This is a genomic window from Desulfitobacterium sp., from assembly GCF_982384815.1.
In genome coordinates this window covers 1-14,161 of sequence record NZ_CEVWNY010000077.1, presented here as the reverse complement: position 1 = coordinate 14,161, position 14,161 = coordinate 1, and the positions used below count along the sequence as shown (strand labels likewise).

Here is a 14,161-nt window from a genome sequence, read left to right as displayed (position 1 = left end):
GGAGCTGCCACCGCAGCCACTCTTATCTTTCAAGGCTTTAACCCATGGCTGGCGACAATGATTGCTTTTTGCTTCGGCTCTATCGCCGGAGTCTTCACGGGAATATTTCATACAAAATTTAAGATCACTCCCCTCCTTTCCGGTATTTTAACTATGACCGCACTTTATTCCATTAACCTAAGAGTTATGGGCAAAGCCAATATCTCTTTACTCAAGACCCGGACCATTTTTACCGATTTCGCCAAACTACCCGGCATGGATAAATACGGAATCCTTATTCTTAGTTTTATAACCATTGTAATTATCGGATTTTTGGTTTACCTCTTTCTTAATACAGAGATCGGTCTAGCCTTACGAGCTACAGGGGATAACGAGTTAATGATCCGAAGTTTAGGGGTAAATACGGACCTTATGAAAATTCTTGGTTTAGCAATATCCAATGGTCTGGTGGCCTTCTCCGGCAGTTATGTCGCTCAAAATCAACAATTTGCCGATGCCAGCATGGGGATTGGTATGATCGTTGCCGGACTGGCTTCGGTTATTATCGGTGAAGTCCTGGTCGGAACTTCCTCAATCGGTCGAACGATTATTGCTGTAATTTGTGGCGGCATTATCTATCGGATTATTATCGCCGTAGTTTTACAGCTCGGCTTGGAAGCTACAGACTTAAGACTCTTTACAGCCATTATTGTCCTTATCGCACTTGTCGCTCCGAGCCTAAGATCTAAATTTACTGCATTTAACGGCGGCATATTTGGGAAGGGGGATCATTATGCTAACGGTTCAAAATCTAACTAAAGTTTTTAATAAAGGGACCATCAATGAAAAAAAGGCCCTGGATCGGCTCTCTTTAGAACTTTCCCCTGGGGACTTTGTGACTGTAATCGGCTCTAACGGTGCCGGAAAATCCTCAATGATGAATGCTGTTGCCGGTGTATTCCTCCCTGATAGCGGCGAAATAGCAATTGATGGAATTAATATTACCAAATGGCCTTCCCATAAACGGGCAGGGCTGATCAGCCGGGTCTTTCAGGATCCCTTATCAGGAACTGCTGCTTCGATGACCATCGAAGAAAATTTAGTCATGGCATTACGCCGTGGTGAGTCCCGCCGCCTACGCTGGGCCCTGAATATAAATAAACGGGATTATTTTCGTAATGAATTGGCAAAGTTAGGTTTAGGCTTGGAAGGACGCTTAACCACTAAAGTCAAGCTCCTCTCCGGTGGTCAGCGTCAAGCTCTTACTTTGCTTATGGCCACTCTCCAAGAGCCTAAACTTCTCCTTTTAGATGAGCACACGGCTGCTCTCGACCCGAAAACTGCCGAAAAAGTTCTTGAGCTTACCTGCAAAGTTGCCGAAAGTTCCAAGCTAACTACTCTCATGATCACTCATAACTTAGAACAGGCTCTGACTGTAGGGAATCGTACCATCATGATGCATGAGGGACGAATAATTCTGGACATTCGTGGTGCAGAGCGCAGCAGTATGACAATTAGTCGTTTGCTGGATATGTTTGAAAGAGCAAGCGGTATTCATATGAATAATGACCGGATGATGCTGGCCGGAACTCGTTAAAGGAAACTTGCTGCGGGTGGAGTTTTAACTCCATCTGAAGTATAGTTGACTTTTCCACGCGGATAAGAGGAACGGCTGAGCTTTCTGGTGTTAACACACCTCTTCCCCGCTATCGATAGAGTGTTAAACTTTATCGATAGCGGGGTTTTTTAGTTTATAAGGAATCTAGGGCTGCTTGAATGACTTCAGAGGGTATCTCAAACTCCCGATTCAAGGAGGTGGAATAGATCAAATGACTTTGGACAGGTATTTTCAAAAGTCTTTCTACTGCTCTTGCGTACAAGCCTAACTGCAAGGCGTAGCGTTTAGCCAGCGTTACCTCCGGTTGGAAATCCAAACCAAGATTATCGGTTTTAAAGTCGATAATATCAGCTTTTTGTGCCAAAGGAGATAGAACTACCGCATCAATAATCCCTTGAACCAGAACCGGCTCTTTTTGATTTTTTAAGGAAAGGGATAACGTAAAAGGAACCTCTCTTCGTAATTCTTCAGCTTCGAACAAACGTCTACCGGTAAGAGAGTCTAATAATTTTCTTAAACTGGTTATGGATACTACTTTTTTCTGTTCTTCTGAGATAATTTCGGATTCTAGTAAGGATTGTAAAAGATCAGCAAGACATCCGTCCTTCTCTTCCAGAGTAAATCCCTCCCAGGAATTAGACCATGTTTTAATGGGGAGATGTTGTATGACCGTATGAAGAGCAGTGCCTTTTTCGGCAGCAGAGAATTCCTTTGGGCCTTGCATAAACTTCGGTCTAGGGAAATTTGAGGCTGAAGAAGAATTGCCTGTTCCCTCAGATGTGTCGGTATACCAAGGTAATCGCCTCTTTAATTCACTAACACTGGTTTTAGCAGGCTTATTGACTGAATCTGCATAAGGATATCTCCAATTAAGACGCCTATATACTTCTTCCTTCAATCTAGCCCGGGGTGATTCAGTTGTTTCTTCATCACCATCTCCCCTATTTACCTGGTCCGCGCAGATCACCTGATCTTTACCGATTTCCTGATCCTCACCGATTTCCGGAAGACTCTCAACTTTTTGAGCAGCATCTTCGGTTTTAAGATCAACTTCTTCTGTAGGGAGTAGTCCTTCAAAATTGCTTATCCCGCCATGAATAATACACTTCCACTTAGATGTTGAATCCGGCAGGCTTAACTCTATTTGTGGATATCCCGCAAATAGCTGATCAGGATGACGCATTAGGGCCGGACCAATCCAGTCCAGAAAGGTCTTGGCATTATGGAGTTGTCCATCAGGATAAGCAATAGTAGAACAATTACGCGCTAAACTCTGCCAATTAGCCAGTGTTTCTTCCAACTTATCAAGGTGTCCGAATAACAGCAATCTTTCCTTGGCCCGGGTAAGAGCAACATACAGGATTCGTAACTCTTCAGCTAATGATTCCTGCCTCATCCGTTCTTTAACAGCATATTGAATTAGAGAAGGATAACGAACCTGGTTTTCAATATCGATTAATGGAATCCCAACACCTAGCTGAGAATGGAGTAAGAGCTTGCTGCTAAGACTGCGGGTGTTGAACTTTTTTCCTAATCCCACTACATAAACTACTGAGAACTCCAGACCTTTGCTGGAGTGGACGGTTAATAGCCGCACCACGTTCTCTTTTTCTCCCACGGTGCTTGCGTTACCGAGATCCTTCCCTTGACTTTGAAATTTCTCCAAAAAACGCAGGAAACGGAATAAGCCTCGATAGTTGGTTTCCTCATAACGACAGGCCCGATCATAGAGAATACGTAGGTTGGCTTGGCGTTGAGATCCGGAAGGCAAGGTTCCTACATAAGCCAGATAGCCGGTTTCTTCATAGAGATGCCAGATTAAATCCCCTAAAGAACTACGCCTTGCCAATTGCCGCCAGTCCTGAAGCTTGGAAAAAAAGTAGTTCACCTTATCTTTTAGATCGGGGGCTTCTTTAAGAATCTCCTTGGCTTTAATTTTTAATTGGGGTAAATACTCCTGATGCCTTTCGAGGATCTTTTGTACTTCGGAATCAATAATATTGTCGGATTTTGCTTCGTTACCGGCCCAATAAGTTAGGGCTATAGTTTCATAAAAGTCTCCATTAGGTATTAATGAACGCAATTTACCAAGCTCGGTTCCATTCATGCCAACTAACGGGGATCGGAGTACCGACACCAAAGGGATATCCACTCGGGGGTTATCAATTGCTTTCAGCAAAGATAAGATCGTATCAACCTCATTAGTTCCAAAATAGCCACTATTGGTTTCCCCATATACCGGTACTCCCGCTTTTTGCAATTCTTCAATATAGATGGGAGCAACCGCAGACAAGGACCGCATCAAAATAACTATGTCGGAATACTGTACCGGACGAAAATCGCCCAATTCTTTATCATGAATTTGAAATTCGCAATTATTAACCATTGTTTGAATCCGTGTTGCTACTAAGCTTGCTTCAATACGAGCAGTTTCTACGTCTTCAAGGCCTTCATCCTCTTTAGACTCCAAATTAATGGGTTCAGCCGGTACTGATTCCTCCGGCTGATTCTCCCTTGATATAGCTATTGCGATGTCCTTCGGATCGAAAAGATGAACTTCGATTGGTCCTTCCGCTGTTTTTAGATCGGGATTGGTGACGAATTTTGCCCCCGGACGCAGGGCGGCTTGTTCGTTGTAAGCTACCTCCCCTGCCCCTTCCGTCATTAGCTGATAAAAAAGAAAGTTAATACCATGAATGACCTCGGCGCGACTGCGGAAATTCTGATTCAAATCAATAACCAACTCTTGGTGGGCGGCTTCCTCTCCTACTTTATAATGAGGAAAATCACCATATTTTTTTAAGAATAAGCGGGGATCAGCCATGCGAAACCGATAAATACTTTGCTTCACATCACCAACCATAAATAGATTGGCATCCGGTCCATTTTGACGGGACACTAGTTGAAGAATGCGTTCTTGAACGGGATTAATATCCTGATATTCATCTACCAGAACTTCCGCATAATACTCCTGTAACTTTTTAGCGATGACGGAGGGCTGATTAGCTTCTGTCAATAACCTTAAGGCAAAGTGCTCAAGATCCCCAAAGTCAACTATATTCCGCTGCCTTTTGGCCTTTTGATATTCCTCAATAAATCTTAAGGTTACCTGGGCCAAGGTCTGAACTAATTGGGACATTTTAGCGAGGAAAGGTAGCTGCTCACCTAAAGGAATGGAAAAAACAGCAGCCTTAATATCTTCCAGCTTCTTCTTGGCTTCGTCGCGGGCCTTCTTGCTTTCTTCCCGAAGCCGCTTTTGCTCATCCTCATCAACAAGGGCTTGGCCCTGACTCTTTTTACCGCCACGCGGAAGGGTAGGAAAAACTGAGGCCACTTTAAAAGCTTCCTCTACCCTACTCCAGCTTTCTCGGTCAAAAGATTGCTGAAGGAGCCTCAACCTTGCTAGGTCATCTTGCAAGACCGGGGCATACTGCAAAGGTCCTCCCGGCATTACAGCAATCTGATGGGCCCGCTCTAAAAGGGCAAGCCCATCTTCCACTTGGTCAAGAACGCGCCGCTGAACAACTTTTCCCCAAGGGCTCTGCAATAACTCATCGGAATTAGACCATTGATAAGCTGTAGGAAGTTCCTTTAGCCATTCTTCCGGATGAATCTGGCTCATAGCAAATTCATGAAGCCTTAAAATGGCTTCCATAAGAGGTTGATCATCCCGGTCGGTACCAAAGGCATCAACGAGGTTTTGAAAAGACCGATTTTCCTGGGCATAATACGCTTCAAACAAATCCTCAATAATATCTTGACGCAAAAGGTCGGTCTCCGTGTCATCAGCTACCCGAAAGGCCGGATCCAACTCGATTTGATAGAAGTATTGACGAAGCAACTCCATACAAAAAGAATGAAGGGTTGTTATTTGAGCCCGATAGAGTAAAGCTCTTTGCCGAAGCAGGTGTTCAACCTCTAGGGGGTCTGTTGCAGTGAAGAGGGCATCATCCAGAGCCTTACCAATTCTCTCCCGCATTTCCGCAGCTGCGGCTTTGGTAAAAGTAACCACAAGAAACCGGTTTACATCTGTCTTTTCTTCGGCACCGGTAATACGGCGGATTAATCTCTGGACAAGTACCGCAGTTTTGCCGGAGCCGGCAGCGGCAGCCACCAGGATCTGGCCTTTTAAATCAATTGCAGCAGTTTGCTCCGGGGTCCAATTAGGACTGCTCATGCGTGTTCCCCTCCTTTCCGGTGGCAAAATCTTCCTCCCCTAACCAATTCAGCCCCTGATTTTTTTGGATGTTTAAAAGAGAATTCTTAGGTTCGATTTTTTTTTCGGGCAGCGGTTCAGACCTTTGAGGTAATTCGGTAAAATTCATAGACTCTGGAGGTGCTTCCTCAGCGTCCCCATCATTTAATAGGTGCCAAAAATCTTTGTCGGCAACCACAGGCAAATCGCAATAATTGTTCTCCGGTAAGTAAGGATCAAAATGACAAAATGGCTTATAAGTACAATATTGACAAGCATTATTCTTGCCCTGTCGATAAGGGGCAATAGCGATAGTGCCATCCAAAAGAGCCTCACCGCTTTGACGTAAAAAATGATGAAGATGCTTTCTCAGGAGGGTAAACTGTGCTTCCGTAAGAATGGGGGAACCTTTCCTAAACTCCCCTTCCTTAGTGAGTTTAATCCCTAGCAAGTCCGAATTATCGAGATTGCGATCCATTGCGCGCAGAACCTGCTGGTCGGCCAGCAAATACCCTTTAACCTTAACCGCCTTTATTCGATCTTTTTCCACTTGATTCGGATCGAGGAGATTTTTCCCTTTAAGCTGGGGATCGATTACCGGAAAATAAAGAAAACCAGCAGGATGAATCTGGTCAAGGGTTTGGTCCTGTTGAAGAGGAGATAAGAGTATCTGGGCTCCTTGCAAAGCCGCATCCAAATAGGCTAAAAGCTGGAGATCCAAACCATAAAAAATCTGATTCAAATTCACCTGAGCTTCTCGGGATTTATAGTCAAAAATTCTTAAGTAAACTTGATTATCTAGGATAGCACAATCAATCCGGTCGATTTGCCCTCTCAGGATTAAGTGCTCGCCATCTTTAAGTGGTATTTCCACTGCAGGCAAAGTGCCTTCCGGACCAAACTTTACTTCCAACTCGATAGGTACAAAGGTACCTTGCCGTGCATGCTCTCCTAAAACCCGAACCGCGTGGTGAACAGTACGCTTTAACTTATGGGTCAGGTATCGATAACGAGCATTGCTGTACAAAATCATATTCTGCAAATTCAATGCAACCTTATCCGCAACTTCGTTAACAAGCTGCCAAGAGTCCTCTTTGTTCAGTTCCCCCCAATTTAACTGCTTGTCTCTTAAGGCAACGGCGAAATCATGGAGAACGGTATGGAAGAACTGTCCCATATCCGGTGGAGAAAGGCGATAATTGGAGCGTTCCTTAAGCTTGAGTCCGTATTGCGCATAATGAGCAAAAGGACAACGAGCAAATTGTTCTAAACGAGAGACACTAGTGATCAAGCGCTTGCCATAAAGCCTTCGGGCTAAGGCTTTAGGCAGCTTTTCCTCAAGATTTTTATAGTTTACTCCTTCCTCCAATAACGCAGATTGAGGAAAGTAAGCCTTTCGCTCCTGAAACCAACCCCGCACTATTTCCCATAATGGCGGTAAGTCCCTTCCTTGGCGGAGATTCTGGAGCTGAAGAGCATATGCCGGCAAGAGAGCATATGGATGATCAACTTCATTTATATTTTCCGGATCATAGCCGAGATATTTTTCTTTAAGGGCAGGGAAAATTGTCTTGATCCGATTGATTACAGGAGAGGCAATCAACCCCTTTCCTTCTTCGTCAGTTAAAGAATAGCTAATATACAACCTTGCTTGAGCTCTGGTTAAGGCAGTATAAATAAAATATTGTTCCTCATAAAGCTGTGCCTTCCCCTTCGGAGCGAGAGCAATTCCTAATTGCTCAAGATGCTCTCTTTCCAATTCATCGAATACTCCATCAGAAGAAGGTTTTCCCGGTAGAATACCATCATTAGCCCCGATTAAAAATAACAGGTCGGTCTCCGGATTGCGGGAACGATCAAGAGAGCCTACTAAAACTTGGTCCACACCAGGAGGGATTAAACCTAGTTTCAGATTTTCAAATCCGGAGTTTAAAATTATGGTGAACTCCGATAAATCAAGGATTTCATCACCGAGACCGGCAACCAGCTCATCAAGGACCTCAATCACCGCTTCCCAAATCTGACTTTGTAATTGTGCTTCAGCTAAATTTCCTATCTGACGAGCTTCATCCGCTCTACTCTGCAGTTGTTCCGGTATTTGCAGGCTAACTAAAAAATCATAAAGACCCTTAGTGATTTGGCCAACGGTAGGCTTTTCTTGGGAGTCTGAATTCGGCTTAAGGGCTTCGACCACAGGATTAAATAAAGCAAATATGGTTTGTCGTGCTTCATTAATATACTCTAGTTCAACCTCGCTCCCTAACCCCCGCGAATATTCCCAGGGACGGTTGCTGCGCCACGCCTTACCTTGTAAACCAAAAGCCAAACAATAGTTTTCCAGGCGGTCTATGGTATCTCTACTCAAAGGGAAAAAGTCTGTTTTTAAGCAGCGGAAAAGCGGTTCATAGGCCCAATCCGTATCAGCGGCTTCAAGGGCGGCTTGAAGCAACTCCAATAATGGGTGATGGGTAACCGGCCGTTTATGATCCAGGAAAAAAGGTATTTCATAAGCATTAAAGACCCGTTCGATTAGGCCCTGGTATCCAGCCAAATCACGCGAAACCACGAGACAATCCCGCCATAACTTGCCCTCTTCTCGGGTCAACCGCCTTAATTCACGAGCGATTCCCTCCACCTCAGCCCTTTTATTAGTAGCTGCTAAAAGAGTTATTCCGGTTAAGTTTTCACCAAGTGAACTCTCTTTTGGGTAATAGGGCTTAGTCGGATAAGTATTGTAGTATTTTTCTAAGTGGGATAATTCCGGGTTATGAAAACGCCGGACCTGATTCAGATAGATATGGCGTATTGGAACTTTTGTATCCCGTGCCAAACTCAAAAGGGATTGATAGGTCTGAAGCGGTCCAAAAAATACCTCCTCGCCAGGCTTGAATTCTGGGCTTTTCTCTTTTACGAGCCTAGGATCAAGAGGCAAACTAATTGTAATTTCGGCAGCCATCCCTGCTAAAGCTTGAATAATATAAAGCTCTTGAGGAGTAAAACCTTTAAAACCATCAATCCATACTTCTGCACCTTTTAAAAAGGGGGCAGAAGATATTCTTTCCGCAACTAAATTGAGCTCATCATCCGCATCTCTTAAATTCGGAAAGAGACTTTGATTGAATTCCTCATATAGAAAAGCCAGCTCGGTGGTTTTTTGCATCAGTAGCTCATCCGCATTCTCAATGGCCCGCAGATCATTAGGCTCAATCCGATAAATTTTAAACTCGGCAATAGCTTGAGCCAATAGATCTGCCATGCCTGGGCGGGTAGCCGAGCGGGCAAAGATACGCAACTGGGAACGATGCTTTAGCAATAAGCGGCGGAGAAGCATTCGTTTGCCCATTTCCCCCATAACTGCTTTTCCCCCACCCCCCGCCTCGGAAAAAACACGCCAGCCCAAACGCCTAAAACTTAACACCTGAGCTCTAAGGATACCCCCGAAAGCCGGGTCATGAGTAAGACTCATTTCCATTTGGTGAGTCGCTTGCTCAGGAACCAGCAGAATCAGGGGTAAGCCCCAGTGATCATTTTGAATTTCACGACGAATTTCTTCTAAACATAAGCGACTTTTTCCCGTACCGGCTCGACCAATAATAAAACGCAAAGCTAGAGTTCCCCTCTCATTTTTCTTAAAATTATAGCACAGAACATGGATAGAATTTTGCCGCCCCCGATTAAAGCTAGGGAAGAAATTTGTATAAATGGCATAAAAGTTAAATAAGATGTACTAAAAACCTGTGGGAGGGTAATGTGAAAAAAATATTTCTTTCGGGAGTCTTCCTCTTCATGCTTTGCTTAGTTTTTTACCCTATAGCCAACGGAATTACCGCTACGCTAGCCGCAAAAACGGTACCCCATGTACTGGAAAGAGGTATCCACCTACAACTTCCCGCAACGATGCAAATAATTGAAAATCCTGTACAAGATCGCCGGCAACTCCAATATAATGCTTATTTAAATGATGAACACTATTCTTTACGTGGGTATATTCAAATCTGGGAGTTAAAAGACCTTAACAGTTATCTTCAAGAGAGCAAAGCAATGAGTACTTATGACTTCTATACTTATACCCTAAACAATTTCCAAACAGATAATTTAAAAGGAGTTATAAACATTTGGGGAGCTGCCTTCGGGGAGTCCAAAATCTCCGGCAAAGAGTATTGGCTGGAGATAACTAATGCTAAAGTATTAAGATTAGCTTTTTTGACAAGTCAAGAAAATTTTAATAAGGAACAATTGAAAATAATCAGCTCGATTATTTCCTCCCTAAATTACTCTAAGGCGAATCCCCCACCTACTACTTCAGAGGCTGTTTGGACAATGATGAAGGAATTGGGATCTTCTTCCCGGACAATTCTTTTCAAGTGTCCAAGTTCGGAAATACTTACAACACAGATAATCACATTCTTTTCTGCAGATGAATACCCGCCCTGACCATGAAGAAAGGTAACTCCCCTTCCCAATTCTTTCAAGATACGCTGAATTAATTGATCTGATTGATTGGAAATTATGGTTACCGACTTTGCCGGGAGACCACTGGCTAAGACATCTACCGTTTTGCTGAAGGTAAACATAGACACTAAAGTATAAAGGGCGATTTTGGGGCCTAGAATAGCCCAAGAAGCCAAAATGATTACTGCGTTAATAGTTAACATAGTAGTACCCATCGCCCAGCCAAATCGGCGTTGAATAACTTTAGCAATGATATCGGTTCCACCGAGACTTCCACCTAAGCGAAATACTATACCGGAGCCAACACCCCCGAGAACTCCTCCGTAGAGGGCACCAAGGAACACATCGTTTAATTCTAAAGGCTGAATTCCTTTGAAGAAGTCCAAGGCCAAAGAATAGATAACGATTCCGAAGAAGGTCTTTATGACAAAAATACGGTTAACTCCTTTCCACCCTAGAGCGAATAAAGGAATATTGAGGATAAAGTTGACAACCCCAATCGGAAAACCGAGGGTATAGAACAACAATAAAGCAATCCCTCCGATTCCACCTCCTCCAAGTCCTGCTTGGACGATGAAGCCCTGGACACTATAGGCAGCAATGATCGCGCCTAGAGCGATACCGAGAAATTTTCCAATCCTTCTTATCATGGCCCATCTGGTCAAAGAGATCCCTCCTTTTATTAACCAATCATAGTTTTTGTTTCATACCCTGCTTAGATATACGGAACTTGTATAGAGCATTTTTTATCTTTGCTTTTGCTTATTTTACAATATACAACTTAACAAACATAGTCAATAAAGAAGAGCCTGCGAAATATTTTCGCAAGCTCATATTAGATGCGTCTGTTCAATTTTTACGCTTATACTTTCTGATCAGGTAGAATCCGATTAGCCCTCCTCCAACTATAATGTAAGGAAGCGCATAAGCAATTCCTACAACCAGGTAATTGATGCCGTTCCAGGTGGAACTGATGGTTTTGAGAACAGCATCTTTGGCAGCTTGCCAAGTATTGGCCCATGATACCGGTTGCCAGGGGTCATTCACATTAACTAATCTGGGAGTGGTCTGAAGGTTGATGGTCACGGTGGAATAGTCAACCTGATGGTCCCAAAGCTTGACCTGACCTTGGAGCTGTTCAATCTGCATACGAGTACTGCTTAAATAATTCTCGATATGCAGAATTTCCTCTACATTCTTTGCTTCCTGCAAAATCTCCAGATAACGTGCCTCTTGAGCTGCCAGGTTCTTTAGTCTGGATTGAGTATCATAATACTGGTTGGTAATATCTGTAGATGAAGTGTGTTCATTTAGGACCTTACCGAATTGCTCAAGATGGCCCTTGAATCCTTCCAACTGATGGGAAGGAATCTTGAAAATAGCATAAGCGGAACTATCGTATTGGTAGTTGCTCTCCGACGACTCCATCACATACCCACCTAAGCTGATGATTTCTTGGGTGATTGTAGTGAGAGCTTGAGATACATCTTCCACTTGCAGGCTGGCATTCATATTATAAGTGATTTTTTTAGGCAAACCTGCATCCGCAGGAGGGGTCTGAGGTTCCGGTATAGGCATTATGGGAGCAATATCCGACCTGAGTCCTGAGTCTGCAGTACTAGGCGAGGCACCTACTCCGACCTCATTAGTAGCAAATTCTGAAGCATTTTCCATGGACTTTCGGGCAGATTCCTGTGGAGCCTCTGCCACCCCGGCAGTATCAAAGGCTACACTATTCTGAGAACCGGATTTTGCCACAGACCCTCTCCCTATTCCCAAGGGAGAGTCCTTTAAGCCTTCCATACCGATGCCGATAAAAACTATCATCAGTACAGCTGCTACCGGAAGGGCCAGTTTCCATTGCCAGCGCCACCAAAAAGACTTTAACTTTCGCCGGGTCTTTTCCCTTAAAGATTCCTTTATAGATAGTTCAGAAATAGGAGTATTCCGCGGAAATTCACCACTGGCTGCCTTTTTCTCTTCTTCCCGGATCTTCTCCAGAGCGAGTTTTTTAATTCGTTCCTTTTGCTCTAGGTCAGGGCGAACTTCATGAAAGAATAGCTTCATAAGTTCTAAATCGCCCTCCTGTTCCCAGAGGGTGTATGCATCCTTTTTCATTATCGAATACCCCCTGCATTCTCCATTTCGTAATACTTGCGGAAGCTTTTCTTTGCTCGATACAGGAGACTATCAACTGCTTGTTGGGTAATGCCGAGAATCTGAGCAACTTCGATTGCACTGAATCCTTCTATGAGACGAAGTTGGATAACTGCCACTTGTGGTTCGGATAATTTTGAAAGAGTTTCACTCACACTGAGTGCTGTTAATAAGCTATCGCTATGATCTTCCGCTGCTTGAGCCGATTTAATTTCCTCACTTAAAGATACGATTTGCATGCTTTTCCCCTTGCGGGATCGGTAAAAATCAGCAATATGATGATAGGCAATTCGTATCGCCCAGGATTTTAAAGTACTTTTTCCCTCAAAAGTTGGCAGTGCTCGCCAGACCTTTGTTAAAGTTTCAGCAGTTACATCCTCAACATCACTTTGCGGAACCCGCAAACGTACAAAACGGTAAAGAATGGGAAATAGCTCTTCATAAATCTCATCAAAGGAGTCCGTTTGCACTATGAGGAAACCTCCCCTCTCATTCTGACTATTTTGACGCTGTAAAGTACGCATATCTGACGATATCCTCTCAATCTATTCCTCATAAAATAAAGAAATCCTGCTTAGAACAGGATTCCTCCTTACATGAACGGCGAAAATAGTCGAGCGAGAGCAGTTTCAAAGCCTAAGAACCTTGTTTGGCTTTGAATTTCTTCCTGAGTAATTATAAAGCTGTCTATTAAATCCTTTTCTTGGCTTTGGTTTAATTCTTTAGCGAATTCCTCATTATAGATTACGGTACTTAGTTCAAAATCGATTTGAAAACTACGTATGTCAAAATTAGCCGAACCAACGATACCGATCTTCTTGTCGATGGTCAAAACCTTACTATGAAGAATTCCTTTTTGATAGCGAAAAATTTCTACACCGGCCTTCAATAAATCAGCAAAGTAAGACCCGGAAGCAAGATAAGGTAATTTGTGATCAGGCTTGCCCTGGACAAGAATTTTCACCTTAATACCTCTCCGCGCCGCTGATTTTAAAGCCATGATCATACTTTCATCGGGAATAAAATAGGGGGTAGTAAGGAATATTTCCTTTTCCGCGATGTTGAGGATCGTAAAGAAAAGTTCTTTTACCGATTCTTCTTTTGAATCCGGGCCTCCGGCAATAACCTGGGCAAGAATTTTTCCGCCCCCCGTTGGTTTGGGAAAGTAGAGAGGATCTTTAAGGTTTTCCTGAGTTATAAAATACCAATCATTACGAAAGGTCTCTTGAATTGTCCGAATGCTTTCTCCCTCTAAACGCAGATGGGTATCCCTCCAAAAACCGTATTTAGGGTTACGGGAAAGGTACTCATCACCAACATTAATTCCGCCAAGATAGCCAATCTTGCCGTCAATGACGACTAATTTGCGGTGATTTCGGTAATTTAAAGTAAATAGCATTTGCGGCAAACGCAATGGGAAAAACCATTTAAGCTCGATTCCTGAATGCCTAAATCCGGCTAAGAACTTTTTTGATAAATTTCGCGAACCCAGCCCGTCAACAATTATTCTAATTTTTACTCCCGTTTGGCTTTTGCGGATAAGAACATCCTGAATTGTTTTCCCTATTTCATCATCATGAAAAATATAGTACTCCAGATGAATATGATGTTGGGCATCTTCTAGATCCCGAATCAAGGCTGCGAATTTCTCCTGGCCACTATTTAAGAGTTTAATGGAGTGATTTCGACTCAGAGGGGCATAGCCATTTTTGAGCAATAAACGTATTAGATTCTTGCTTGCTAAAGATTCCTGAATAAAC

The 14,161-nt window shown here is 43.4% G+C and carries 8 protein-coding genes; 2 read left to right on the top strand and 6 right to left on the bottom strand.

What is annotated here, in order from left to right; translation table 11 throughout:
• Both AC1U9U_RS11430 and AC1U9U_RS11425 read left to right on the top strand, forming a co-directional pair.
• Positions 1 to 798 (top strand): ABC transporter permease (locus AC1U9U_RS11430; RefSeq protein WP_479960689.1); only part of this gene is annotated, 798 nt, incomplete at its 5' end.
• The gene (locus AC1U9U_RS11425; RefSeq protein WP_479960688.1) at positions 773 to 1,576 is read left to right on the top strand and encodes an ABC transporter ATP-binding protein; all 804 of its coding nucleotides are present in this window, start codon (positions 773 to 775) and stop codon (positions 1,574 to 1,576) included. The genes AC1U9U_RS11430 and AC1U9U_RS11425, both read left to right, overlap by 26 nt.
• Before the next feature lie 154 nt (positions 1,577 to 1,730).
• Here AC1U9U_RS11425 and addA read toward each other — a convergent pair whose 3' ends face one another.
• From addA to cls, 6 genes are all read right to left on the bottom strand, one after another.
• Positions 1,731 to 5,774: a helicase-exonuclease AddAB subunit AddA gene (addA, locus tag AC1U9U_RS11420; protein WP_479960687.1), complete on the bottom strand. Its 4,044-nt coding sequence runs from the start codon at positions 5,772 to 5,774 to the stop codon at positions 1,731 to 1,733.
• Positions 5,761 to 9,396 carry a helicase-exonuclease AddAB subunit AddB gene (gene addB, locus AC1U9U_RS11415; protein WP_479960686.1) on the bottom strand — a complete coding sequence of 1,212 codons (3,636 nt, stop codon included), beginning with the start codon at positions 9,394 to 9,396 and terminating at the stop codon, positions 5,761 to 5,763. The genes addA and addB overlap by 14 nt, the downstream gene beginning before the upstream one ends.
• Before the next feature lie 667 nt (positions 9,397 to 10,063).
• The gene (locus tag AC1U9U_RS11410; protein ID WP_479960691.1) at positions 10,064 to 10,894 is read right to left on the bottom strand and encodes a YitT family protein; all 831 of its coding nucleotides are present in this window, start codon (positions 10,892 to 10,894) and stop codon (positions 10,064 to 10,066) included.
• A 199-nt stretch (positions 10,895 to 11,093) separates the two neighbouring features.
• Positions 11,094 to 12,365 carry a DUF4349 domain-containing protein gene (locus AC1U9U_RS11405; protein WP_479960690.1) on the bottom strand — a complete coding sequence of 424 codons (1,272 nt, stop codon included), beginning with the start codon at positions 12,363 to 12,365 and terminating at the stop codon, positions 11,094 to 11,096.
• Positions 12,362 to 12,871, bottom strand: coding sequence for an RNA polymerase sigma factor (locus AC1U9U_RS11400; RefSeq protein WP_479960685.1), 510 nt, complete (start codon positions 12,869 to 12,871; stop codon positions 12,362 to 12,364). The genes AC1U9U_RS11405 and AC1U9U_RS11400 overlap by 4 nt, the downstream gene beginning before the upstream one ends.
• A gap of 122 nt (positions 12,872 to 12,993) precedes the next feature.
• The coding region (cls, locus tag AC1U9U_RS11395) for a cardiolipin synthase (protein ID WP_479960684.1) at positions 12,994 to 14,161 on the bottom strand (1,168 nt) is incomplete at its 5' end.